The following is a 26,750-nucleotide window of genomic DNA, read 5'->3' as shown; positions in this document are numbered from 1 at the left end:
ATATGGCAACAGCACTGATATTTGCTGGTGGAACGGGAACGCGAATGAATAGCAAATCTAAACCTAAACAATTTCTGGAATTATACGGAAAACCTATTATTATCCATACTTTAGAGTATTTTGAACGACATCAAGAAGTACAGGATATCGCAGTAGTGTGCCTCTCATCCTGGATAGAAGAATTAAAAGAGTCTATTAAGAAATTTAATTTAAAAAAAGTAAGGTGGATTGTTGAAGGAGGGAAGTCAGGACAAGAATCAATATACAACGGCCTGCAAGCTATTTATAATGATTGTGAAAAAGCCGAGGATAAGATTGTCTTAATACATGACGGAGTAAGACCACTTATTTCTGAACAGTTAATAACTGATAATATAGAAGCAGTGCGAAAATTTGGTTCTGCTATCACGGTAGGAAGAGTAAAAGAAACTGTTGTTTCGGTTGATTCAAGAAGTACGATCAATGAGATTGCGGATAGAGCGGTCGCAAGAATCGCAAAGGCTCCACAAAGTTTTTATTTGAAAGACATTTATAAAGTGCACAAAAATGCTATAAGAGATGGGATAAAGGAGATGACTGATTCAGCAACTTTAATGAAATACTATGGCTCTTCCTTACACATAGTTGAATGTGGTACCGAAAATATCAAAATTACAACTCCTACGGACTATTATATATTTAGAGCAATTTATGAGGCTCGAGAGAACTCTCAAATATTTGGATTCGAGGTAAAACAATGAATAGAAGTATGACCTTTTCGAACATTTCAAACGACGAAATTCTTTTGGAAGATTTGAAAAGCATAGCAAATAGTAATATCCCATTAAGTGAACTTCAAAACAAAACCGTTTTCGTTACAGGAGCAACGGGATTATTGGGGTCTCAACTAGTCAAGTCCCTTATAAGTTTTAATAAACTTTGTAAAACAAATATAAAAGTTATTGCTCTTGCAAGGGATGTGAATAAAGCTGAACGAGTTTTCAGGCATCTGTTGAAAGACTCGCGTTTGAACATGGTATATCAAGATATTACACAACCATTGAATTTAGAAGGGCCTGTAGATTATATCGTTCATGGAGCAAGTGTTACAAGTTCTAAAATTTTTATTTCAAATCCCGTAGAAACGATTCAAGTCGCATTGAGAGGCACTGAAAATATACTTAATTTAGCGAAAGATAAATGTGTAAAGGGATTGGTTTATTTATCCTCATTGGAAGTATATGGAGCAATGGATTTCCCTAATAATTTGATTTCGGAAACGGATTTTGGTGTTATTGACCCGTTGAAGGTCAGGAGTAGTTATTCGGAAAGTAAAAGAATGGTTGAATGTTTATGTAGTGCTTATTTTTATCAATTTGGAATTCCTATCAAAGTTGCAAGGTTGACACAAACTTTTGGAGCAGGGGTAAAATACGATGACGACAGAGTTTTCGCGCAATTCGCTCGGAGTGTTATTGAAAAAAAGGATATTGTCTTACATACTCCAGGAGATACTGTTCGAAGCTACTGTTATACGGCTGATGCGATAAGGGCCCTAATATTTATTCTTATTAAGGGGGAAAATGGACAAGCATACAATGTTGCCAATAAGGATACCGCTATATCAATAAAAGAGATGGCAGAATTATTAACAAATACTTATTCTGATACTGGAATAAAAGTTGTATTTGATCTTGGTGAAGATTCAGCTAAGCTGGGTTATAATCCTGTGGTTAAAATTAATTTAGATACAGCCAAATTGGAAAGTTTAGGCTGGCGTTCTAAAATTGATTTATTGGAAATGTACGAGCGTATGATTAGAAGTATGAGGTTCCAGAGTGGGGCAAACAGTGCCGAGTGAATTATTTGAGACAAAATGGTAATTGAGAAGGCGCGAGAATGAGCTTCATACGCTATCGTAAAGAGATCGGGAGCTAGCGGCTCAGTTGGGCAATGATTAATACTACGTCTGATAAACTGCAAATCTAGATTGAATTAACTTAAATAAAAAAAGGAAATAAATTCGATTACCGCAAACGTTTTAACCAGTGGAATGGATACCTTAGTAGAGGCGATTGATGGACCTTCAAATACATCTGAATTTTACTCTGCGGGTTATGATGAGGCAGCTTTTATCAATGACTTTAAAACTGACGGCCAAGCATTTATTCAAATACCTTAATTTTTAATTGGGACAGGAAGTATTTTAAATCCAGGAGCAAATGATAGGGATACCGTCCCTGATTTACCTAACCTTGTTGATAAAACAAGCTTTTTCAATTTTATATGATAAGCTTCAACGGAATATGCCGAAAGTTCTGCGGTTATGAATGCCCTAACGTTCCAAATTGGGGGGAATAGCAGCCAGGTAATACAGATGAAATTACTTTCTATAAACACAGCAACCTTAGGGATTGCCATGGTGGATTTAATTGCGAGTTCATCAGCGTCCGTAACATTTTTCGATAATGCAATTAAAAAAGTCTCCGGACAACGCTCAGGTTTAGGTGCTTTGTAAAATCGCTTGGAGCATGCCTATGAAGCGAATACAACCGAAAGTTCGCAAAAAGTGGAAGCGTTAATCCATGATGAGGATATGGCTATAGAAATGGCGGTGTTTATAAAACAGAATATTTTAGTCCAAGCGGCACCGGCAGTGCTTGTCTGAGCAAACTCAAAACCAGAGGTATTCTTGCGATTGTTGAGATGAGCTAGTTGAGGGCTTCACCCGACTTGAAAATTATAAATGCCCAGACTATTTTTAGATTTGGAATGAAAATGGTGTTACTAATTTATTTGCGATTTGGCATGAACAAAAAGCAAACATGAAAACTCTGAAGGATTCTCATTTGAAAAAAGGTGTTTTTCTGACGAAAAATGGATATATTCCACTTAATAGGACTCTATCTACGGTGAAAAAGAAATTTATACTGGAATAGGTCATTTTAATAATAATTTGCTCTACTTTTCGAAGTCGCATTTTATATGAGTACGTGGATTGAAATCATTATTATCTGTTTTTATGATTTCGGCATTTATTGTCGCACTCTGGATAGATCACCTGCCTAGTACGGGTCTTTTCTGTTTTAGACTGAATCAAAATAGGTCTAATGTGATGCCGACGAATAAGCTGTAACAATGAAGAACTTCAGGCAAGGTTAATGATTCGAAAATCCCTGCTACCAACCAGCAAGCAAAAAAGTGAAATTCAATATAGTTAACAAAACGCGACCTAAAATTTCAGGTCGCGTTTTGTTTATAAAATCACTCATCGCTAAGGTGCTTGATCATAAAAAGGAGAATAGTTCATATAATAACCAGACTATTCATTTGATTCCAAAATACTATTGAATATTCTGAATTTTGGTGTTTTAATTGGAACTACGAAATGACTTGTCGGATATGTGATGTCTGATAAGGGAGGTTGGAGAGGCGTGCTTGTTGAAAAAATATCTACAAAGAAAGTGTCTGAAACGGTTGCGGAAGAGATTGAAAACCTGATAGAAAAGGGCACGTTTCAGGCGGGGGAGAAGTTGCCGTCTGTCCGCGAGTTGTGTGAGTTGTTTGGGGTTGGACGGTCTGCGGTTCGGGATGCCCTTACGACGTTGAGTGGCAAAGGGATCGTTTATGTGAAGCAAGGGGAAGGGACGTATATTTGTGAGTTTGATTCGTCTAAGTTGTTTAACCAACATTTGTTACTGCCGAGTTCGAAGGATATTATCGAGCTGTTTCAAGTAAGGAAAATTTTAGAGACTGGCATTGCTGAAGCCTCTGCCATTCATCGATCGGAAAAAGACTTACGGAAGATGGGGGAGTGCATTTTCAATCCATCTGTCATCGAATGGGAGTCTGATTACCATTTTCATCTGGCCATGGCAGAGTCGACGGGCAATGAAATGTTGATCCAGTTTATGTTGTTTATTTCGGAGACGACGAAGAAGTCGATGATTGATTTTCATCAATACATCAAGAAATATCCGGACACGGTTAAAAAAATTGAAAACCAGCATCTTGAAATTTACGAGGCTATTAAAAAAAGGGACTCAACGAAAGCACACAGCATGATGCGCGATCATTTGAATTTTGTTGAAGAGGAATTGTTGCAAAGCCATATATTACAACAGTCATTGTGAAAATTACCGTATTTCTTTTAACAAAACAATGGGGGTGTATGCATTTGATCGCGACAAAGCTTGTAGGGGACTTGCAATTATTGATTCCAAAGGAACGCATCCTAGAAGGAGAAAATTCACACCATCCGCTTGGGAATGGCGGACAGGTGAGTGTTTTTCCGACTTCGGAAGAGGAAATCGCCGCTGTCTTAAAGTATGCTAATGATCATGGGAAAACAATAACGGTGATGGGGGGCGGAACGAAAAGGGGATTTGGCGGTTTGACCGAGTCCGCGGATATCCTGCTGTCGTTGGCCAATTATAAAGGGATTGTCGAGCATACCGTGGGGGATATGACGCTGACGGTTAAGGCTGGCACAACCTTTCAAGAGTTGCAAGACTACTTGGCGAAATATAAGCAGCGGGTTTCATTGGATCCTGCATGGCCTGAATTGGCAACAATCGGGGGGATTGTTGTCGCAAATGAAAGTGGTCCCAAGCGTCTCGGGTATGGCTCTTCACGTGATGTGGTGATCGGACTGCGTAACGTTTATCCCGATGGAACGGTCATTCGTTCCGGCGGGAAAGTGGTGAAGAATGTGGCGGGGTACGATATGAACAAGCTGTTTATCGGTGCGATGGGAACACTTGGAGTGGTTTCAGAGGTGACGGTGAAGCTTCGTCCGCTCGCAAAATGTGAAAGTCTGATTCTTGTAGGTTTCCCGGAAGGTAATTTGGATGCGATTCGAACGTTTTCCAAAACGCTGTTGGATTCGATGCTGGAGCCTGTCACACTTGAATTATTGAATCCTTCTTTATCCCAACAGTTGAGTGGTCAATTGACATATACGTTAGCCATTTCTTTTGAGGATGTGGAAAGCTCTGTTCGTTATCAAGAGAAATATATCCAAAGCATCCAGCCTTCGGGTACAAGCATGGACATTTTGTCGCAAGAGGAAGCCCAAAACTTCTGGCAGCAGTTTTACACCAGTTGTCCGAATGGTTCAGCGGCCTATACAGGGCAGGAAATAGAGGCATCCTTGAAAATTGGAGTCGTGAATCTCGATGTGCTTACTGTGATACAAGCAAGTGAAGCGTTAAAGAACGCTTTTCATTTACAAGTTGAAGCGCATGGAGGATTGGGGCATGGATTATGCCAAGTCAATCTGACAGGCAAAAGTGAGGATGTTGTCGCGGCAATTCAACATTTGCGGAATCGCATTACGAGGCTTGGCGGTTATGTCGTTGTGAAGCATTTGCCTTTATTCCTTCGTCAGCAAGTGGATGTTTGGGGGGAGAAGCCTTCGTATTTCTTCCTGTTGGAAGGGATTAAAGCAAAGGTTGACCCGAACAGAATATTGAATCCGAATCGATTTGTGGGAGGGATTTAAACATGACTGTGAAAGAATCGGAGTTGAAAAAAGTCCCGCCCTGTACAACGCAGAGAAGCCTCAGCAATTATCTTCTGAGAGACCATCCGGATGAGAACAAATGGGCGGATTGTGTCCATTGCGGCATGTGTTTGGAATCTTGTCCGACCTATGAGCTGACTGGACAGGAGCAACATTCGCCTCGTGGACGTGTCTATCTCATACAGTCAGTGGCAGAAGGAAGAATGGAAGTCAATAAGCAGTTCATGGATCCCGTTTTTGCTTGTTTGGACTGCCGTGCCTGTACGACAGCTTGTCCAGCGGATGTGGATGTCGGTGGTTTAATCGAAGAGGCGCGCGGTCAAATTCGTCAGGCGATTCCTCTGACGGGTTGGAAAAGATCAGTCAATAAATTCTTTCTACAGGGCGTGTTTCCGCATCAGAATCGATTGAATATGTTCGGCAATTTTTTGAGATTTTACCAAAAAAGCGGCATGCAGAAAGTTGTCCAAAAAACGAAGCTGATCAATGTCATGCCTCAGCATTTAGTGGAGATGGAAGCGGTTATGCCGGAAGTGCAACAACCTGTCCGGAAAAAATTTAACAATGAAACAGTGATCAAAGCAAAGGGAGAAACCAAGAACGAGGTTGCATTTTTAACGGGCTGTGTCATGGATGTGATGTTCAGCGATATCAATGAATCGACCATCAACGTTCTAACACGGAATGGTAATGATGTCAGTATCCCGAAAAACCAGACTTGCTGTGGCGCACTTCATGTACACGCCGGCGACCGTGACACGGGCAGAAAGCTTGCCAAGCAGAATATCGAAGCGTTCCAGGATGCGGAAAAAGTGATTGTGAACGCTGCCGGGTGTGGCTGTATGTTGCAAGAATACGGGGAATTGTTCCGGGAAGTCGAACCGGAATGGCGCGAAAAAGCAGAGGCGTTTTCCGCAAAAGTAGAGGATATTTCAAAATACCTGCATGACACAGGGTACGAAAAACCGAAAGCGGAACTCAACAAGCGCATTACGTATCATGATGCTTGCCATTTAGCGCATGGGCAAGGTGTACGACAGGAGCCGCGCGATATTTTGCTAGATATACCAGGTGTTGAAATGGTCCATATGCCCAACGCGGATCGCTGTTGTGGAAGTGCCGGTATTTATAATATTACCAATCCGGAAATGGCAGGAGCTGTTCTTGAAAGCAAAATGGAGAATGTCCCGGACGATGTCGAGATGATTTCAATGGGGAACCCGGGCTGTATGCTTCAGATGGCGGTCGGCGTCCAAAAATATGGGAGAAATCAAAAAATCGTGCATACCGTACAGCTGTTAGATTGGGCCTATCAAAAAGAGGAGGGGGAGAAATGACAGTAAAGGGAATTGACACAAAGGATAAACATATTATCAATCTTGCCAAGATTGTCGGTGGAGCACGTTCCATTCTTTACCATAAGGAAGATTTGCTGGCGTATGATTGCGATGCATTTACGGTGCATAAGCATTTGCCAAGAACCGTTGTCTTTCCAAAAAATACGCAGGAAGTTTCCCAGCTTGTCAAATACTGTTCTGATCATCAGTTACCTTTCCTTGCCCGCGGTGCAGGCACTGGCCTAAGTGGTGGTGCGATTCCCATCAATAATGAAGTGATCATTAGTTTAGTCAGAATGAAGAAGCTTGTCAGTGTCGATCTGGAAAATAGGCGTGCCGTTGTGGAGCCTGGCTTTATCAATCTGAAGCTGACAAACTCCATTTCCGACAAAGGGTATTACTATGCACCTGATCCGTCAAGCCAATATTGTTGCACGATTGGCGGGAATGTGGCCGAGAATGCAGGAGGCGCGCACTGCCTGAAGTATGGAGTGACGACCAACCATATCCTTGGCCTCGAGGTTGTGTTGCCAAATGGAGACATTATTGAAGTAGGAGGAGACGGCATTCCCGATATGCCTGGTTACGATTTGCTCGGTTTGTTAACGGGATCGGAAGGGACATTGGGGATTGTGACGAAAATCACCGTCCGTATTTTGAAAAATCCTGAAAGCAAGAAAACCGTGCTTGCTTATTTTGATAGCGTTGAAGATGGAAGTCAGGCAGTTTCGGATATTATATCAGCTGGCATTGTACCGGCAGCGCTGGAAATGATGGATAAAGTAGCCATCGAAGGCGTAGAAGCAGCCGCCTTTCCTGTAGGACATCCGAAAGACATTGCTGCGTTTTTATTGATCGAAGTGGATGGAATTTCCGCGGGGATTGATGAACAGATCAATCTCATCTTGGAAGTTTGTAAGAAAAGAAATGTGCGAGAAGTGAGAGCGGCGAAGGACGAGGCAGAAAGGGAGAGATGGTGGGCAAATCGTAAAACCGGATTTGGCGCGATGGGGGCGATCTCACCAGATTACTTAGTGCAAGACGGGGTGATTCCACGAAGTAAGCTGCCGGAAGTGTTAAGCAGGATCGAAGAAATCAGTCAGGAATCAGGTTTGCGCATTGCTAATATTTTTCACGCGGGAGACGGTAATCTACACCCGCTAGTCCTATTCGATGCCCGCATTCCAGGTGAAACCGAAAAGGCCATTGAAGCCGGGAGTGCTTGTTTGCAAGCCTGTGCCGATGCGGGTGGCACGATTACGGGCGAGCATGGCGTAGGGATTGAGAAAAAGGAAGAAATGCGTTTTGTCTTTAAAGATGAAGAAATCATTGCCCAGACAAATATCCGTGAAGTGTTCAACCCTGACAATCTATTAAATGCCGGAAAATTGTTCCCGACGCCGGGACGTTGTGCGGAAGTGAAACAAGAAATGAAAGAAGCGGTCCTGTCTTAAGCGAAAAAACTCAAAGGGGGAAATGATAACATGACAAACTACGTTCAAACGAATAATCTGCAAGTGGCATCTGAGCTTTATGAATTTATTAACAAAGAGGCTCTTCCGGGAAGTGGTGTGGATCAAGAAAAGTTCTGGTCCGATTTTTCACAGCTTGTCCGTGACCTGACGCCAAGGAACAAGGAATTATTAGCGAAACGCGATGAATACCAAGATAAAATCAATGCCTGGCATCGTGACAATAAAAACTTGGACTTTGGAAAGTATAAAGCGTTTCTAGAGGAAATCGGCTATCTTGAACAGGAAACGGAAGATTTTCAGGTCCAGTCTGAAGGCGTCGACGATGAAATTGCAGTTCAAGCGGGACCTCAGTTAGTCGTTCCGGTAGATAATGCGCGTTATGCGATCAATGCAGCCAATGCTCGCTGGAATAGCCTCTATGATGCACTGTATGGAACGGATGCTATTAGTGAAGCAGGAGGCGCTCATTTAGGAGGCGGCTATAATCCGGTTCGCGGCGACAAGGTGATTCAATTTGCGAAGAACTTCCTGGATCAAGCCGCACCATTAACAGGTGCCTCTCATAAAGACGCTGTGCAGTATGGCATCACCGATGGCAAATTGTCCGTCACACTTTCCAATGGAAATAAAGCCGCACTGGAAAACGAGGAAAAACTAGCTGGCTATCAGGGGCCGCAAGAAAACCCGACAGCTGTGTTGCTGAAAAACAATGGGCTGCATTTTGAAATACAGATCGACCGCAATCATGCAATTGGGAAGACGGATCAAGCGGGTGTGAAAGACATTCTGATGGAGGCGGCCCTGTCAACGATCATGGATTGTGAAGACTCGGTAGCGGCGGTGGATGCGGAAGATAAGGTGCTCGTGTACAGCAACTGGCTCGGTCTGATGAGAGGCGATTTGACTGCCAAATTAACGAAAAATGGTAAATCATTCACGCGGAAGCTCAATCCGGATCGCAGCTACACTTCCCCAAGTGGAGAAAAGTTGACACTACCAGGACGGTCTATGATGTTTAACCGCAATGTCGGACATTTGATGACCAATAACGCGATTTTAGATCACAACGGCGAAGAAATCCAAGAAGGTATTTTGGATTGCGTGGTTACGAGCCTATGTGCGAAACATTCGCTGTTAGGAAATGGAACAATCCAAAATTCTACTAAAGGTTCCATCTATATCGTGAAACCGAAAATGCATGGGTCAGAAGAAGTGGCTTTTGCCAACGAGCTATTTGACCGAGTGGAAGACTTACTCGGACTGGAAAGGAATACACTTAAAATCGGTGTCATGGATGAAGAACGCCGGACTTCGTTGAACTTGAAAAATTGCATCGGCACGGTAAAGGACCGGGTTGTGTTCATTAACACCGGATTCTTAGATCGTACGGGCGATGAAATGCATACGTCAATGGAAGCAGGGCCGATGATTCGCAAAAGCGACATGAAATCCTCCCAGTGGCTACAAGGTTATGAAAAATCGAACGTGAACGTCGGGCTTGCTAGCGGTTTCCAAGGCCGCGCCCAAATTGGTAAAGGCATGTGGGCAATGCCAGACTTGATGGCAGCTATGTTGGAGCAAAAGATCGGCCACGTACAGGCTGGTGGCAATACGGCATGGGTGCCGTCTCCTACGGCAGCGACATTACATGCCCTGCATTACCATCAAGTGGATGTGATACAAGTACAAAATGAGCTTGCGAAAAAAGCGCAAGATTTGCGGGATACGATTTTGCAAATTCCAGTTGAAGAGAATCCACAGTGGAGTGCCGAAGAAATTCAGCAAGAATTGGATAACAATGCACAGGGGATTCTTGGCTATGTCGTTCGCTGGATCGACCAAGGAATCGGTTGCTCCAAAGTGCCGGACATTAACAATGTAGGGCTGATGGAAGACCGTGCGACATTGCGGATTTCGAGTCAGCATATGGCTAACTGGCTCCATCATGGCATTTGTACAAAAGACCAGGTCCTAGAGACTTTACAGCGTATGGCAAAAGTGGTGGATGAGCAAAACGCCAGAGACGCCAATTATGTGCCGATGGCGAAGGACTATGCCAATTCGGTAGCGTTCCAGGCAGCCTGTGACCTTGTTTTCAAAGGCTACGATCAGCCGAGCGGATACACGGAGCCGATCCTGCATCGCCGACGTCTGGAAGCGAAAGCTGAAATAGCGGTGAAATAATTAACAGCAAGTGGAAAATGAAGGAGATGACAAGGCATTCTATTCGATTAGGTGCCTTGTTTTCACCTAATATTTGCAATGGCAAAAAATCGGGACGAAACGGAACGTGAGAGGAGCGCTACAATGAAATTTGCTAGATTTAAGGTGAAGGGTTCTGCTGTTTATCAAGGCGTACGAACTGAGGATACGTTGAAAGTGATAAAAGGTGATCTATTTGGTGATTGGGCGTATACGGGTGAAACGTTTTCAGTGAGTGAGGTGACACTTTTAGCGCCATTGGAGCCAAACCAAATCATTGGTATCGGTGCAAACTATGTTTCTCAAAAAGCAGACCTTCCAAGTGAGCTACCGGAAATCCCGGTCTTTTTCTTGAAGCCAACTTCATCCGTCATTGGTCCGGAAGAAGACATTGTTATCCCAGCCGGCATCGATCAAGTGAAATTTGAATCGGAATTGGCAATTGTGATTGGAAAAGAAGCAAAAAATGTCCCTGAGGCAGAAGTTTTGGATTATGTATTTGGTTATACCGTTGGCAACGACGTTACAGCTCCTCAGTTTTTCCATCAAGATGGCCATTGGACAATCGGCAAATCGTTTGACACGTTCACGCCGCTAGGCCCTGTTATTGAAACGGAACTTGATCCTTTCCAAGTGAGAGTCGAAGCGAAACTGAATGATGTCGAAAAACAACACAGCGAAACGGCGTTAATGATTATTCCGATGCGCAAAATGCTTGCTTATTTGACAGAAGTGATGACCCTGAAGCCAGGCGATGTCGTCTTAACAGGAAGTCCTGTAGGTGCGGAGTTTGTTGGGGATGGAGATGTCATTGCGTGTACCATTAACGAGATCGGAACGCTTCGAAATACGTTTGTAACAGCAAAAGTGGTATCGGAAATCCGCTAACAAATTATATATTTACGTTGACTTATTAACATCGCGTGATGAAAGTCTTTCGCTATGCCTGAATACCTTCAAGAGGTTTTCAGGTTTTTTGATTATCCAACAGTACATGCGTCCGAGTTGTTTTATAACAACGATGATCTTTTCAGCAGGTACCCACTTCTCATCTAATGTTCTTCATTAAATCGGGTTTTCGGCATATTGTTAAAATCACTAGAGTAAGCTGTACTATCAAAGTTGAATAGGGGAGGGAAATGAATATGAGTACGGGGATGCTAGCATTCTTATCACTTTTACCTATTTTAGCGGTCGCGATTTTTTTAGTCGGTCTCAGGTGGTCTGCAAGTAAAGCGATGCCAATTTCTTATTTGGTGGCAATTGTACTTGCTCTATTTGTTTGGAAGGTGCCGGGAGCAAATGTTGCAGCAGCGTCCATTAATGGACTTGTTGTAGCCGGGACGTTGTTGTTCATTATTTTCGGTGCGATTTTGCTGTTGAACACGCTGCAAGAAAGCGGCGGGATCCGGACGATACGGCAGGGTTTCACAGATATTTCAGAGGACCGACGCGTTCAGGTCATTATTGTTGCGTGGCTCTTTGGTTCTTTTATTGAAGGATCTGCCGGATTCGGAACACCTGCTGCCGTCGCAGTACCGCTAATGGTGGGGTTAGGGTTTCCGGCAATGGCGGCTGTTGTTGCCGGGATGGTCATTCAAAGCACGCCGGTTTCCTTTGGTGCGGTGGGAACGCCCATGCTCGTCGGGGTTCAGACAGGCTTATCTGCCAATGCAAGTATTACGGACAATATGCTGGCATTTGTCACCGCGATCGGCGGACAAGTGGCCATCCTGCATATGATCGCAGGGACACTGATCCCCCTCTTTGTAGTGGCGCTCATGACCCGGTTTTTCGGGAAGAATAAATCGTTCACTGAAGGCATTAAAGTGTGGAAGTTCGCTTTGTTTGCAGCCTTTGCTATGACGATTCCCTATGTCATCGTAGCGAATGTTCTAGGTCCCGAGTTTCCGTCCATGATCGGTGGATTAGTCGGTTTAGCTATCGTCGTCTCTGCAGCCAAAAAAGGGTTTCTCATGCCTCCTAAAGATGAAGTATGGGACTTTGAAGAAAAGTCGAAGTGGGATCCGGAATGGAGCGGCAAGCTGGAAATCAAAGATATTGCCCATAAAAGTGGAAGCATGAGCATGGTTCGTGCGTGGGCACCGTATATCATCATCGGAATTCTTTTAGTTTTAACTAGATTGAAAGCGCTGCCATTGATGGAGTGGGCGCAATCATGGACGTTAAGTCTTAAAGATATTTTCGGTTCGGGCATTACGGCAAGCTTTCAGCCATTGTATTCGCCGGGCACAATCTTTATTGTTGTTTCCGTCATCACCTTTTTCCTACATGGAATGAATAAACAAGCATACAAGCGTGCGTGGGCTCAATCGGGTAAAACGATGATCGCCGCCTCTACAGCCCTTGTGTTCACCGTTCCAATGGTCCAAGTTTTCTTGAATTCAGGTGGTGGGGCAGCAGGATATGAGCAAATGCCTATTGAATTGGCAAAGGGAGCCGCAGCGCTAGCAGGCGATTTTTGGCCATTCTTCGCTACATTTATTGGGGGAATCGGTGCCTTTATTGCGGGGAGTAATACGGTCAGTAATATGATGTTCGCATTGTTCCAATATGATGTAGGTATGCAGATCGGCATTGACGCGACATGGATCGTGGCGCTTCAAGCAGTTGGTGGGGCGGCAGGAAATATGATTTGTGTGCATAACGTTGTCGCCGCTTCTGCCGTCGTAGGATTGGTCGGAAAAGAAGGAGCCATTATCCGAAAAACCTTATTCCCGTTTGCCTACTACGCGTTATTGACAGGCTCGATTGGCTATTCAATCGTGTGGTACGCCGATAAAGGGCTCTTCAATCTTGGTACGTTCATTGCGGCGCTCATTGCTTGTATAGCGATTTATATCATTGCAACGAACCGTAGGCGAGCGGAGTTATTAGTGAATCGATAAAATTTTAATAGCCATTGGACTTCAAGTGAGATGGAGAAATTTGTTACCTTTAAGATAACCAACCATTACAAAGCATGCTATAACATCTGCGTTAATATGGTAACAAAACGCGACCTAAAATTACAGGTCGCGTTTTGTTTAAAAAATCTAACGGAATTTATTAGCTTCTCGAATTCGACGTTTGATAGATCACTTTATGACATTCATCGATTTGTTCTCGTAATGCTTCTGAAGCATGATCATATAAAACGACATCTATTTTGAGGAGAGTATCGATTTCATTTTCTACTTGTTCTGTTAACAAGAGCCATTTCATTTCGGATAATTCTGGAGCCTTTACAGCTAGGTCAATATCGGACCGTTCTGTGAAATCGCCATGTGCTCGCGAACCAAATAAGAGAACGGATTGGATTTCAGGGTAACTGTTAGCTATTCCTATTATTTGGTTGATAAGCGCATCATTCATTTTGATCATTTCCCGACATGTATTTTCTTTCGAGCTTATGAAAAGTACTTTTCATTTCCGGATAATACTGGATGATGTTTTGTAGGATTTTTCGAGCCATTTCTTCATCATAAGCATGCGAAGTCTCGTTTCGATCTTTCAGCATTTGCAACCATGCTTGTTCATTTTGAAGCCATCCCACCTGATAGGCTTCTTTCAAAGTTTCACGAGGAGTTTTCGCTTCAATTCCTTCACTAAGCAATAATCTTTTTAACATTTTCCAATAGATTTCAATTGTAAATTCAAAGCGTTGAATCGTTCCATCCACGATTAGACTATTCCCTTGGTCCTCGTTGAGCGCTTCTTCCAAACGGTTTAAAGCTTTCTTCAGATTTTCAAAGCTTTGTCTTAATTTGCGGTTTGCATCTGTCATGGATTCTTCACTCCTATTCCCATCCTTCTTTCAGACATTATACCATCAAAAAATGTCCAAGACGGCTATTTGTCGTGCATACCGAAAAGGTAAGCTTTCTTTATATTTGGGGCTTACGTCGAGGCTATTCAATGACGGATAATATGTTGAACGTCTCATCTTCTTATGGATTGGTGCGAACCCGAAGCACACATGAAAATCCCGGGGGATTCGCACCAAAAAAACGGCTTTTTTATTAAAACAAGAGGCGTATTTTGCGGAACCATTCAAATTTGATAGAATGAAAAGAGAGAATAATGCTGAAATACACCGTTCAGGATGATTATTCAGTATCTCTTCGCAGTCGCACTCCTTGTGAGTGCGTGGATTGAAATTACTCTACCTATGTCATGACAGGAACGAAAAATAGTCGCACTCCTTGTGAGTGCGTGGATTGAAATCTAAAGGCGATCAACAAACAAAGGAGGAGTTGACATTGGAAAGTCCAATCATGAAAGAAGCATACGAAGAAATTGAACGGTTAAGTCAAAATCCAGAGACGAGAAGACTTGCAGAATACAGAGCACGTGAACTAAAAGATATCCGTCAACGGGAGCTTGATGCAAGAGAAGATGGGATAGAGCAAGGAATAGAACAAGGAATAGAGCTGGGATTGGAACAAGGAATCGAGTTGGAAAAAAGAGAAATCGTCTTAAGAATGTATGGGAAAAATTTTTCAATGGAAGATATTGTCCAAGTTACAGGGGTTCCTTTAGAGAAAATCAATGAGATTATTAACTCGATTGAGCAGTAATTCTATATCCTATAATTAGCAAAAAAACATAACACCTACATTAGCTAAAACAACAAAACGCAGTCAAAGATTCTGGCTGCGTTTTGATAAGTTATATTGTTGAGAATTACTTTACCCCTTTATAAGCCCCTTAAATAGTTCAACGCCTGATTCAATAAGTTCATCCCGGAAGTCATATGTATTCGTATGAATATGTGGATAATCCTCTCCGTTTCCAATAAAGCAAAGGGCGCCTTTTGTTGATTTAGTAAAATGTCCGAAGTCTTCTGAACTACGGATTGCTTCTTTCAATTCCACTAGCTCTATTCCATTTGTTTCGGCCACTAAGCGGATTTTATCTGCACTTTCTTTGTGGTTGAACGTTTCCGGGAATTCATCGTTGTATTGGAAGCTTACTTTCAATCCGAATTCTTCCGCTTGGGCTTTTGCAAAGTTTTCTAGGTTTTCTTGGAGTCTATCTAATTCTTCCTCGTAAAATGCACGGATTGTCATCCGAAGATCTCCTTTTGAAGCGGCGATGCCAAACGCTTTTTCACCTACATCAATTTGGACAACTGTGCAGAGGACAAGCCCTTTATTGTTCCCTTGATCGGTGAATTCAGGAATCGCGCCAAGAATATTTCCGATGGCGAACGAAGGGTTGATGCCCGTTTCTGGTTGACTGGCATGGGCTGGTGCGCCTTCCAAGTGGATGGTCATCCCTTTTGATGCACACATAATCGTTTCATCGATAATGCCGACAGCTTTAAAAGGCAAACCACTCATATTATGGTAGGCATAAATTTCATCAATGTTGTGCTCCTGGATGAATTCGACGCATTGAATCGCCCCATCGCCTGTTTCTTCGGCAGGTTGGAAAAGGAAAAAGACGTTTTTGTTTGCACCTTCTTGATCGATTTCAAGTGCCAAACCTGCCAGCGTTGCGGAGTGGCCATCATGACCACATTTATGGGCTTTTCCAGGGAATGTAGAAGCCCATGGCAATTCGAGGACTTCATCCATCGGGAGTGCATCCATCTCCGCACGGAAAGCAATATTGGACTGATCCTTCCCAGCCCGGTAAATCGCATAGAACCAATTTCCTTTATCTACAATTTCCAGACTTGTATTCGCTTGCAAAAAAGCCATTAAATACTGTTTTGTCCAAACTTCTTCGTTCGACAGTTCGGGATGCTGATGCAATTCGTGCCGTAGTTTTTTTACTAATTCATAATTTTGGACTTTCAATTTACAACCTCCAAAGATGCTGTTTTTCTAATATTACTACATATACTATTAAATGAACGCTAAACTTTTACTTTTCATAGTTGATTTTTTTCTTATAAGAATTCCGATTATCGTAACTAAATAAAAACAAGCCCATCCATTTTAGCGGATGGGCTTGCATTCAATGAGTTGACTCCTATCTAAAATTGTCAGTTCCATAGACGGTGGCTTTTGATCCAAGCAAACTGTCACGGGATGATCCGGATCTATATACAACGACTGTGTATAGAGTTTGTCCATCCATTCCATCGTGTCCAACGGCTGTGGTGTAGCATCCGGAACCAATCCTGTTTTATAGATTGCTTCTTTCGTGGTCCAAAGCTCGAAAAATGTTTTGACTTGATTAACAGGAGATTGTTGATGAATCATTTCCAGTTCAGTTTCTGACAAGGCATAAGTCAGGAGTTCTTCATTCAACGGACCGATTTTTTCCACATCGACCCCGATATGGCCATGATGGGTAAGTGCAGCAACAATCCAATTGCCTGAATGGGAAAGATTGAAATCGCCATTCCAACATATATTGTCAGCTATATATGGGCGGCCGTTGTCGTTGCGTTTCATGAATAGGTGCTGCATGTCCGTAAATTTATGGAGCATCCATCGTACCAATACGCTCCCAAGCAAGGTCCGTTGGCGATCTTGCCAATGTTTATAATTCGAAATTCGCTCCTGTTCCTCATTTGGGAGGGAGGAGAGGAGCGTTGCGATTTCGGATTGCGTACACTTTGGGCCAAGGGGAAGGACGAATAATTGGCAAGCTGCCATCACTTTACGCCGACAAGTAACGGTTCTGGGAAATAGCCTATTTCCATTCCATATTCAATCATCGTTCGGACAAAAATTGGATCGGGTTCTGAACATTTGACTGCTGTCTGTTTCAGTAATGCTTGCGTTCGATCACTATTGAAAATGAATGGTGAATCGCCAGCACCGTCGCCATCCAGTTGGGCGATGGCCAATGCCAAGTACTCCTGCATGTCTTGTGAATGATCCCCGTTTACGAGCCAATCCTCGTATGCATTTGGTTCCATTATTTCTAGTTGATAGCCAAATTCCTTTATCATCTCAATAAAGTCAGCATAGGCCAGTGGGGCAGGGTTACATAAATGGAAGATATGGTTTTTCGATTCAGACTGGCGAGCGAGTGCGACAAGTGCCTGGCTTGCGTAATCAATCGGCGTGAAATCGATATGCCAGTTCGCTTCCGGTGCTTTGCCTAGACAAAGCATTGACTTCATCATGCGGTAAAATGCATTGTCATCGATGTTGCGCTGGAATTTTCCTGTTTTGGAATGACACGATAAATTCCCGACCCGGTAAATGGAGACGGGGATCTGCTCTTTTCCAGCGTTCCGGACAAGGTTTTCCGCTTCCAGTTTACTGTTGTTATAGACATTTTCCAATGACACTTCATAATCGAAGTCGCCATGCGTTTCATAGTGTGACCATTGACTCGCGGCAAGTTCTTCTGGAATGCCGATGGTTGATACATGATGGAAATGAATCCCCGGTTTGCGTTTCGCAAGCTCCAACAAGTATCTCGTTCCTTCAATATTGACATCTTGGAAATGGGCGGCTGCACCGAAGTGGCGTACATCCGCACCGCAATGGATGATGGCATCGATCTTTTGCGCCAAGGCGCGCTCATCTTCCACAGATAAGCCAAGTGCCGGTTTTCCTAGATCGCCCTCGATGACGGTAACCCGGTCTTCCATCATGGCTGATACCGCTTTGCCGAAATAAAACTGCATCTGATCAAGCAATTTTTCTTCCGGGGTCGCATTTGCACTTGGGCGGATAAGACAGTAGACGTGTGCATCCGTTTCAACCAATAGTTCATACAAGACATGGCTCCCTAAATAGCCGGTTGCACCGGTCAACAGAACCGCTTGCATCGGCAAAGGTTTTGCAGTTTGAATTGTTGCGAATGGGGCAGGCTCTTTCAATTCCTTCAGTTCGAAGTCTGTAGTTCTTTCGGTAATGTCTTCGTCTGTCACTTGCACGTTCTGCAAATAGTTGTCCAGTTCCGCGATGGTCGGGTATTGGAAGAAATCTTGGATCGTTAATGCCGGTAGATGCTTTTTCACTTGTACGAGAATCTCTAAGACTTTTAATGAATGGCCGCCAATGTGGAAGAAATTGTCATGAATCCCGACGCGCTCCAAGCCGAGCACATATGTCCAGGCATCGGCCAATCGTTGTTGCACCTCATTTTCCGGTGCGGTATAACTGCTTGTCTGGGTTAGTGCAACTTCCATCTCCGACAATTGTTTCCGATCGATTTTACCGGTAGGGGATAAAGGCATTTCTTCGACTTCGATGAAGCGTTCCGGCACCATATAGTCGGGTAGGTTGCTTGCTAAATAATCCCTGATTTCTGCTTCGGTCACTTGGACTCCTTCGGCTACCGTATAGTATGCAAATAAGCTATTATTGCCGTCCGTCATTTTCTTCGCAATAATGACTGCTTCTTGAATGTTTGGTTCGTTTCCTAATACGGCTTCAATTTCCCCGAGTTCGATTCGGAAACCTCGCACTTTGATTTGTGAATCTTTACGGCCGACAAATTCGATATTACCGCTTGGCAATAGGCGGACGATATCACCTGTACGATACATTCTTTTTCCGGGCTCGTCTGAAAATAGATGGGGAACAAAGGCTTTCGCCGTCTGTTCGGGTTGATGAAGATAACCGGCGGCTAATCCAACGCCGGCAATACATAATTCGCCCGGTTCATTGACCGGACAAAGCTGACCGTCCGGATTGACCACATACATTTCATAGTTGGCAATCGGTTTTCCGATCGGGATACTTGATTGACATTCCTTCACTTCGTCTTTCACTTTATAATAGGACGCTACGACGGTACATTCTGTCGGTCCATACACATTGATGATTTCCGTAGCGGTTCCAAACTTCTCCTGCCATTTTTGAACTACGGCAGGCAGCAACGCTTCACCACCGACCGATAAATACCGGAGCGATGCCAATGCGTCCTGGCGCTCGGCAGGAAGGTGGGTGGCAAGTTGTGTAAAGAAAGCGTTCGGTACGGTAGCGGCTGTCACTTTTTCCAGTCCAATGCGATCGGCGAATGCTTCAATCGATACCCGTTCGATGCTTGTCAGCATATGTAATCGCGCACCGGAGAAGAAAGCGGTGAATGTTTCCGTGATGGATGGGTCAAAGCTATAGGAAATGAATTGCGAATAGACGTCCTGTTCCGATGCTTGATAGATTCGTTGGTGATCTGCGATTAAATTGATGACGGAATGGTGCTGGATCATCGTTCCTTTTGGTTTACCGGTGGAGCCGGACGTATAAATGATGTAAGCGAGATCGGTTGGGACCAGATCAATCGACAGATTCTCCCTTGAAAACGCGTCTTCCATTCCAGTCAACGTGAGGATGGTGCGGGAACCATTTTGAAAACCAGCCAACAATGCCATATGCTCTTCTTTCGTCAAGATGAATGGCGCACCGGTGTCGTTTAATAAGTAATGACAACGTTCTTCCGGATAACTCGGATCGATCGGCACATAGACACCGCCCGCTTTCAGAATACCGAGCAGGCTGACGACGGTTTCCTTGCTGCGCTCCATCACAATGGCGACAAAATCACCTTTCTGCATGCCATTCGCTTTTAGCATATGGGCGATTTGATTGGATTGTTCGTTGAGCTGGCGATATGTCATCTCACCTTCATCAAAAGATAAAGCGATGCGATCCGCGAATGCTGCTGCCGAGCGATAAAAGATTTCCGGTATCGTTTTGTCTTGCTCATAAAAGGCGTTCGTCTCGTTTAACGTTTGGTACAGACGCTTTTCCTCATCCGTTAACAATCGCATGCGATCTATAAGGAATGACTGCTGTTGTACTGTTGAATTCAATGCTAACAACTCCTATTTTCTCAAAAAAAGTATTCAATGGAAAATCAATTCCATTGAATACCCAATTGTTATTGTTTCACTATGAAAGTATGAACGACTTTCAATAAGTCATCAGATAGCTCCGTCAAGACCTGTGCTTCCTCTGAAACTTGTTGAACCGACTGTAACTGGGAAGCGGATACTTCGGCTACAGTTTTCGTATTATCCCTTGAGTGGATCGAGAATTCTTCCATGTTCTGCACAGATGCAGTCACTTCTTCCGTACCTGCAGCCATTTCTTCAATGGTAGCTGATAACTCCTGAATTTGACTAGAAACCTGTTGTATGGACATTAAAATGTGACTGAATGATTTATCGGATTCATTGATCATCAGCAAGCCGTGATCCACTTCCTCTACAGCATGCGTCATCATTTTGACGGACTCATTCGTATCGCGTTGGATATGGGAAATCAGTGTAGAAATTTCCCTTGCAGATGCCTCGGATTGTTCCGCAAGTTTTCGCACCTCGTCCGCGACAACAGCAAAACCTTTTCCTGCCTCACCTGCGCGGGCTGCTTCGATGGCAGCATTCAAGGCGAGTAAGTTCGTCTGGGAAGCGATGCCTGTAATGATTCCGACAATCTCTTCGATTTTATTGGAATGCTCACCTAATAATTTGACGGATGTAGCTGAATCATTGACCGCTTTGCTGATGGCATTCATTTGCGACACAGATTTGTTAGTCGAATCATTACCTTTTTCAGCTTCTTCCGATGCGGTGATGGAGGATTCTGTAATCTGGTTAGAGGTCATCGCAATCCGCTGGATACCGATGCTCATCTCCTCGATTGTCGCTGAAGTTTGTTGGGCTTTTTGCACTTGTAACTCCGAACCACTCGCCACTTCCTGCATCGATGCAGTGACGCTGTTATAAGAATCTGTTGCATGGAGCATATTGGATGACAGGACTTGCGCAGAATTTGAAACGCGCTCGGAAACAGCTGTCGCGCTTTGAATGACAGTTCGAAGCGATTCGATCATCCGGTTAAAGTTAGCTGTCAGCACACCGATCTCATCGTTAAATTTAACGGGCAGAGGCTCCAGTTCCAAATTTCCGTCCGCCACTTTCTTAGACAGTTTGGATAGTTGCTGAATAGGTGTCAGCTTTCGTTTCAAAAGCGAATACACAACGATGGACGAAACGATGAGGAATAGGAGCGTCACAAAGATAGTCCACAATGATTCCGACATCGCTTTTGCAGTTACCATCGACACATCATAGTCGATTGCATAGGCGGCCAGCATGGTGCCGTCATCCGCAAAAATTGGTGTAAGCCCCGTTTTATAGCTACCATATTCATCACTATAAATTTCGGTAGCTGTCGCTTTCTTCGTTTCAAAAACTTCCTGAATCCTTGCAAGGAAGTCTGTCGAGAGCCCCATTTCGATCATGTCTTGGTTATAGACTGCACCAAAATCCAAAATACTTGAGGAAAGAACCGGTGCATTGATATTCTTCCCATCTGTTGTAATGATGAATAAATTCGTAATAATATCTGATTCATCGTTAATGGCATCCATTTCTTTCGTCAGTTGAATGGAATCCGGATTTTCGGCGCTCGGCCACTCTAAGGCAGATTGCAATGTATTGCGATTGATCGTCTGTGATAAAATCAACCCTTTATCATGGAGGGATTGATCCATATCTGTTAAATTACTATTTTTTACAATGTAATAGGAAATGCCTGTCGTGACTAATCCGAAGACTAATAAAATACTAATCATAATGGCTGTCAACTTCATACTGAGCGACATGTTCCGCACTTTTATTCTTTTCATGCTCCTCCTCCTAAAAATGGAAAATGGACAACCTGTTATCAGGATGACCGAAATGACATCTATCGTTGAATGAATAAGTCAAATAGAGGGCGCTATAACCGGTTAGCGAACTGTTCATCATAAACTTTTTTCCTATCAGTAAGTCATTAAATTGCACTGTTTATTATTATCGGATAGGTGTAAAGTCATGATAAATAAGACTGTTTCATTCTCTTCTTTCGATAGTTAAGTATACCTATTAAACTAGCAATCCACAACTTTTTATAGGAGTATTGACGTATTTTGATTTTTGGGAGTGTTGAGAAATCTAATGTAGAATTAGAAAAACGTTCAAGACAATTGTCCTGAACGCTTTCTAAAGTTGAACTTTATTCTTTACACTTTAAACCGATTCACGGCCTCACTCAGTTCCTCGCTCAACTCGGTCAACGTCTCTGCAGCATCCGTTACGGAATGGATGGCACGGAGCTGTTCGTCTGTTGAAGCACTCACTTCTTCGCAAGCGGCGGCGGTTTCTTGTGAGGTTGCGGCCATCGTTTGGATCGTTTCCGAGACGTCCGCTTTATGGGCGGCGACTTTTTGAATGCCTTCGTACACCGCATCAATGGAATCTTGCATAGCAGTCATTAATGCTGAAATTTCACTAAAGGTCTTTCCTGTATCATGGACGGCGACGCCTTGGGTATGGAAGTTTTCACGCGTATCGTTCATCTGCTCGGTGACAAGTCTTGATTCGGATTGCAATTCTTGGACGGTCACTTTTACTTCTTCCGTAGCGCGTGCAGATTGTTCCGCAAGCTTGCGCACTTCATCGGCGACGACGGCGAAGCCTTTGCCATGTTCACCGGCACGGGCCGCTTCGATGCTTGCGTTCAGCGCAAGAAGGTTTGTCTGCGCCGAGATTTCTGTAATGGTTTCCATGACGCCACCGATGGCTATCACTTTTCCTTCCAATGTTCCAATCGCATCAGCCATTGACTGCAAGTTGCGTTCCCAATCATTGAAAGAGTGGGTCAATGTTTGCATTTGTCGTTGTCCGTTTGTGTTCATGTCACCGGCTTTTGTCGCGATGTCGGACATAACATCTGCTTTCACTGTGATTTCGTTAATTTGTTGTCCGAGTAGATCGGCACGTTCTGTAACGAGTTCCGCGTCTTCGGCTGATCGGGATGCACCCTGTGCAATTTCCCCAACCGCGTGTGCAACTTCCGCGCTCGATGCGCTTGTTTCTTCCGCGACCGCGCTTAAACTTTCAGAGTTTGTCCGAACGTTCGAAGCCGAGTCATGGACGACGGAAATGATGTTGCTCATATTTTCAATCATGATGTTGAAATGTTTTCCAAGTTCTCCAATTTCATCATTGGATTTGATATCTGAGCGTACCGTCAAATCGCCTTGTGAAATGGAGTCCATCAGCAAATTCAATTGTCCAAGCGGTTTGATCATCCGGCTGATCATGCCATAGAGGACAATGAAGAATAGGACGAGTGTTGCCAATGCGGCAAGTATCATGGTCGTCTGTAAGCTGGTCGCCGTTTCGTTAATGCTCTTTTGATCGAAAACGGCTGCGACTTTCCAATCCAGTTCAGGGATTGTTGTGAACATGAGCGCCTTATCTTCGCCCTCGTAGTGGTATTGGATGTCACCGCTTTCCTTTCCGGAAGCATACATCTCCGCGATGAAAGGTAATTCCATCGCATTGTCTCCGCTCAATGTCGGGTGGGCAATGACAACTCCTTCCGAATCTAAAATCGTAGAGTAACCATCAAAGCTTAGCTTCATTTCTGAAATGGTTTCGGTGAGTGCAGATAGCTCGATACTCAAACCGATGACACCTACAACTTGGCCGTTGGATTGAACCGCTTTCGCAGCTGTTACTGCGTGATCCCCGGTGGCGATATCGACGTAAGGATTTGTCCAATATACTTTCTCCGGGTTTTTGGCCGCTTCTTGATACCATTCACGGCTGGTCGGATCAAAATCAGCATCCAACTCCACATAAGGGATATGAATCATATCTTTATTTGTCAATGCATAGTAGACGAAAACGGCATCCTCGTAGACGCCTAAGAACTGGTTGAATTCGCTTTCAACTGTTGGAAGAAAGGCGTTCTCTGTGTTTTCCGTCCCTCCTGCCTCCATAAAGTCTTGAATGGTAGGGGAGTTTGATAGTTGGTGAAGCCCTTTGTCAAATTGACCGAGGTAGTTCTCAATCGAATTGGACATTTCTTCGACAAAGACCGTGCTTTGGTCGATGACGGTTTCTTCGGTTTTATTTTTCACTTGGATGATGCTAACGGCGTTCATTGTGATAACGCCAATTAGAAAGAGTATCATCACTGTGAAGATCAGTTTTGTTTTGATCGATTTGAACAAATCCATTACCCTCTCTCTTTCTAAAAAAGTAGTATACCTAATCATTTTCGGCTATTTCATTGAATACTTTAGACTTGTGTATAAAGTAGTAGTATTTAGAATATTCAAGGTAGTGACTAGGGAATGCATTTCGATTGATGCAAAAATAAACCCACCCCGGATTGGATAGCCGGGATGGGTTCAGTGGGTCACACAGAAAATCGATTGACGACTTCATTTAATTCCTCACTTAACTCTGTCAACGTTTCTGCAGCATCGGTCACTGATTGGATGGCGCGAAGCTGTTCGTCTGTTGAAGCGCTCACTTCTTCGCAAGCGGCGGCGGTTTCTTGTGAAGTTGCGGCCATCGTTTGAATCGTTTCCGTGACTTCATCTTTATGGGCCGCGACTTTTTGAATGCCTTCATATACCGAGGCGATGGAATTTTGCATGTCGGTCATCAAGGAAGAAATTTCACTGAAAGTCATTTCTGTATCATGGACGACAATACCTTGCTGTTGGAAGTTATCACGCGTGCCATTCATCTGTTCTGTGACGAGTCTCGATTCTGCTTGCAGTTCTTGGACGGTCACTTTCACTTCTTCTGTTGCACGTGCGGATTGTTCCGCGAGCTTGCGTACTTCTTCCGCAACGACGGCAAATCCTTTGCCATGTTCGCCGGCACGGGCTGCTTCGATGCTGGCATTCAGTGCAAGGAGGTTCGTCTGTGCTGAAATTTCGGTGATCGTTTCCATGACGCCGCCGATCGCCGTCACTTTATTGCCCAGTGTATCGAACGCTTCGGACATCGATTGCAAGTTGAGTTCCCAGTCATTGAAGGAATGTGTCAATGCTTGCATTTGTTGTTGTCCGTTTGCGTTCATCTCGCCGGCTTTCGTTGCGATAGCGGACATGGCACTTGCTTTTGTTGTGATTTCATTGATTTGTTGCCCGAGCAGTTCTGCACGCTCTGTGACGAGTTCGGCGTCTTCTGCCGATCTGGAAGCGCCGTGTGCAATTTCATTCACCGCATGTGCGACTTCTGCACTCGAGGCATTTGTTTCTTCTGCGACCGCGCTCAAACTTTCGGAACTTGTCCGGACGTTTGAAGCAGAGTTGTTGACGACGGAAAGGATGTTGCCCATATTGTCAATCATCGTATTGAAATGATTGCCCAATTCTCCGATTTCGTCCTTCGTTTGGATGTCGGAACGAACCGTCAAATCACCTTTGGAAACTGAATCCATAAGGGATTTCAATTGTCCGAGCGGTTTGATCATTCGATTGATCATGACAAAGAGTACGATGGAAAAGAGGATGAGCGTAGCGAGTGCGATAATGATCATCGCTTGGCGCAAGTCAACCGCCAGTTGATCGATCTTTTTTTGATCGTAAACAGCGCCTACTTTCCAATCCACCCCTGGAAGTGTCGCGAAGACGATGACTTTATCCAACCCTTCATACTGATACTGAATGGAGCCTTTCGAATTTCCAGACGTATACATCTGCTTGATGAACGCCAGATCCATCAAGTTTTCACCGCGTAACGTTGGATGGACAATCGCGGTCCCTTCCGCATCAAGGATGACCGGGTAGCCATCATGGCTCAGTTCATTGCCTGCAATTTGATTCGTCAAGGCCTCCAGTTGAATGTCCAATCCGACGACCCCGACAAGTTGTCCGTCCACTTGAACGGCTTGTGTCGCTGTGATGACAAACTCACCAGTCGCACCGTCAATATAAGGACTGGTCCATTGGATGGCGTCCGGATTTTCGATCGCCTGTTTATACCAATCCCGACTTGTCGCGTCAAAGTCGGCGCCTAAATCTACAGATGGAAGGATGGTCAGATGTTTATCAGGCAATGCGAAATAGACGGAAGAAACATCTTCATAGACATCTAAAAATGCATTTAAATCACTATCTAACACAGCTTGTGCTGCTGCTTCATCTACATTTCTTCCAGCAATAAACTCCGTTAAAGTACGGGAATTGATCAGTTGATGAATCCCCTTTTCATATTGCCCAAGGAAGTTCGTAATCGTAAAGCCTAGCTCGTCGATGAACACAATGCTTTGATCGATCAAACCCTCCTCGGTTTTCTTTTTCACTTGTATGCTACTAATCGCCGTCATGGCCGCAATTCCGATGAGGAATAGAATGATGACTGTAACAATGATCCTGGTCCTGATTGACGCAAACATGTAAAACCCTACTTTCTGTGAATAATACTACAAATATAGAATATCGGTTGCATCGGCATATTATTAAATGGTAATTAGATGAAATGAGGTAAAGAGATTGTAAACTTTCCTGCTAGTA

Annotated in this window: 19 protein-coding genes; 11 read left to right on the top strand and 8 right to left on the bottom strand. The window is 43.9% G+C overall.

The window, feature by feature from the left end; genetic code table 11:
* Positions 1-2 precede the first annotated feature (2 nt).
* The 10 genes from MHZ95_RS03480 to MHZ95_RS03435 all read left to right on the top strand — a co-directional run bounded on the left by MHZ95_RS03480 (position 3) and on the right by MHZ95_RS03435 (position 13,426).
* Positions 3-740 carry an IspD/TarI family cytidylyltransferase gene (locus MHZ95_RS03480; protein ID WP_239389096.1) on the top strand — a complete coding sequence of 246 codons (738 nt, stop codon included), beginning with the start codon at positions 3-5 and terminating at the stop codon, positions 738-740.
* A complete protein-coding gene (locus MHZ95_RS03475; protein ID WP_239389095.1) occupies positions 737-1,840 on the top strand; it encodes an NAD-dependent epimerase/dehydratase family protein in 1,104 nt (367 codons plus the stop codon). The genes MHZ95_RS03480 and MHZ95_RS03475 overlap by 4 nt, the downstream gene beginning before the upstream one ends.
* A gap of 663 nt (positions 1,841-2,503) precedes the next feature.
* A complete protein-coding gene (locus MHZ95_RS03470) occupies positions 2,504-2,647 on the top strand; it encodes a hypothetical protein (RefSeq protein WP_239389094.1) in 144 nt (47 codons plus the stop codon).
* 766 nt (positions 2,648-3,413) lie between these two features.
* Positions 3,414-4,112 (top strand): FadR/GntR family transcriptional regulator, encoded by a 699-nt coding sequence (locus tag MHZ95_RS03465; protein ID WP_239389093.1) that lies wholly within the window; start codon positions 3,414-3,416, stop codon positions 4,110-4,112.
* A 44-nt stretch (positions 4,113-4,156) separates the two neighbouring features.
* Positions 4,157-5,482, top strand: coding sequence for an FAD-binding oxidoreductase (locus tag MHZ95_RS03460; RefSeq protein ID WP_370642880.1), 1,326 nt, complete (start codon positions 4,157-4,159; stop codon positions 5,480-5,482).
* Positions 5,483-5,484: 2 nt separating this feature from the next.
* Positions 5,485-6,840 carry a (Fe-S)-binding protein gene (locus tag MHZ95_RS03455; protein ID WP_239389091.1) on the top strand — a complete coding sequence of 452 codons (1,356 nt, stop codon included), beginning with the start codon at positions 5,485-5,487 and terminating at the stop codon, positions 6,838-6,840.
* Entirely contained in the window at positions 6,837-8,294 is a 1,458-nt protein-coding gene (locus MHZ95_RS03450; protein WP_239389090.1) for an FAD-linked oxidase C-terminal domain-containing protein, read from the top strand. Before MHZ95_RS03455 ends, MHZ95_RS03450 begins: the two co-directional genes overlap by 4 nt.
* A 30-nt stretch (positions 8,295-8,324) precedes the next feature.
* Positions 8,325-10,499, top strand: a complete 2,175-nt coding sequence (locus MHZ95_RS03445; RefSeq protein ID WP_239389089.1) for a malate synthase G — start codon at positions 8,325-8,327, stop codon at positions 10,497-10,499.
* Positions 10,500-10,622: 123 nt separating this feature from the next.
* The gene (locus MHZ95_RS03440) at positions 10,623-11,405 is read left to right on the top strand and encodes a fumarylacetoacetate hydrolase family protein (protein WP_239389088.1); all 783 of its coding nucleotides are present in this window, start codon (positions 10,623-10,625) and stop codon (positions 11,403-11,405) included.
* Between the two features lie 257 nt (positions 11,406-11,662).
* Positions 11,663-13,426: an L-lactate permease gene (locus MHZ95_RS03435; protein ID WP_239389087.1), complete on the top strand. Its 1,764-nt coding sequence runs from the start codon at positions 11,663-11,665 to the stop codon at positions 13,424-13,426.
* Positions 13,427-13,586: 160 nt separating this feature from the next.
* Here the strand turns inward: MHZ95_RS03435 and mntA are convergent, their stop codons facing one another.
* Together mntA and MHZ95_RS03425 are read right to left on the bottom strand one after the other, a co-directional pair.
* On the bottom strand, positions 13,587-13,892 hold the full coding sequence (gene mntA, locus MHZ95_RS03430; RefSeq protein WP_239389086.1) for a type VII toxin-antitoxin system MntA family adenylyltransferase antitoxin: 306 nt from the start codon (positions 13,890-13,892) through the stop codon (positions 13,587-13,589).
* On the bottom strand, positions 13,885-14,304 hold the full coding sequence (locus tag MHZ95_RS03425) for a nucleotidyltransferase substrate binding protein (RefSeq protein ID WP_239389085.1): 420 nt from the start codon (positions 14,302-14,304) through the stop codon (positions 13,885-13,887). The genes mntA and MHZ95_RS03425 overlap by 8 nt, the downstream gene beginning before the upstream one ends.
* 475 nt (positions 14,305-14,779) lie before the next feature.
* Between MHZ95_RS03425 and MHZ95_RS03420 the strand changes: the two genes are divergently transcribed.
* Positions 14,780-15,097, top strand: a complete 318-nt coding sequence (locus MHZ95_RS03420; RefSeq protein ID WP_239389084.1) for an RpnC/YadD family protein — start codon at positions 14,780-14,782, stop codon at positions 15,095-15,097.
* Between the two features lie 111 nt (positions 15,098-15,208).
* On the opposite strand, the gene MHZ95_RS03415 is transcribed toward MHZ95_RS03420, so the two are convergent.
* The 6 genes from MHZ95_RS03415 to MHZ95_RS03390 all read right to left on the bottom strand — a co-directional run bounded on the left by MHZ95_RS03415 (position 15,209) and on the right by MHZ95_RS03390 (position 26,632).
* Positions 15,209-16,324 (bottom strand): M20 metallopeptidase family protein, encoded by a 1,116-nt coding sequence (locus MHZ95_RS03415; RefSeq protein WP_239389083.1) that lies wholly within the window; start codon positions 16,322-16,324, stop codon positions 15,209-15,211.
* A gap of 141 nt (positions 16,325-16,465) precedes the next feature.
* Positions 16,466-17,131, bottom strand: a complete 666-nt coding sequence (locus MHZ95_RS03410; RefSeq protein ID WP_239389082.1) for a 4'-phosphopantetheinyl transferase family protein — start codon at positions 17,129-17,131, stop codon at positions 16,466-16,468.
* Positions 17,131-20,253 carry a non-ribosomal peptide synthetase family protein gene (locus tag MHZ95_RS03405; RefSeq protein WP_239389081.1) on the bottom strand — a complete coding sequence of 1,041 codons (3,123 nt, stop codon included), beginning with the start codon at positions 20,251-20,253 and terminating at the stop codon, positions 17,131-17,133. The genes MHZ95_RS03410 and MHZ95_RS03405 overlap by 1 nt, the downstream gene beginning before the upstream one ends.
* 68 nt (positions 20,254-20,321) lie before the next feature.
* On the bottom strand, positions 20,322-22,073 hold the full coding sequence (locus MHZ95_RS03400) for a methyl-accepting chemotaxis protein (protein ID WP_239389080.1): 1,752 nt from the start codon (positions 22,071-22,073) through the stop codon (positions 20,322-20,324).
* A 375-nt stretch (positions 22,074-22,448) separates the two neighbouring features.
* Positions 22,449-24,455, bottom strand: coding sequence for a methyl-accepting chemotaxis protein (locus MHZ95_RS03395; protein ID WP_239389079.1), 2,007 nt, complete (start codon positions 24,453-24,455; stop codon positions 22,449-22,451).
* 182 nt (positions 24,456-24,637) lie between these two features.
* Complete coding sequence (locus MHZ95_RS03390) at positions 24,638-26,632, bottom strand: methyl-accepting chemotaxis protein (protein WP_239389078.1); 1,995 nt, start codon at positions 26,630-26,632, stop codon at positions 24,638-24,640.
* Between the last annotated feature and the right edge of the window lie 118 nt (positions 26,633-26,750).

The organism is Sporosarcina sp. ACRSM (assembly GCF_022346545.1).
Taxonomy (GTDB): Bacteria; Bacillota; Bacilli; order Bacillales_A; family Planococcaceae; genus Sporosarcina.
Note: the sequence above shows the minus strand (reverse complement) of the source record. Positions and strands in the feature narration are given on the sequence as shown.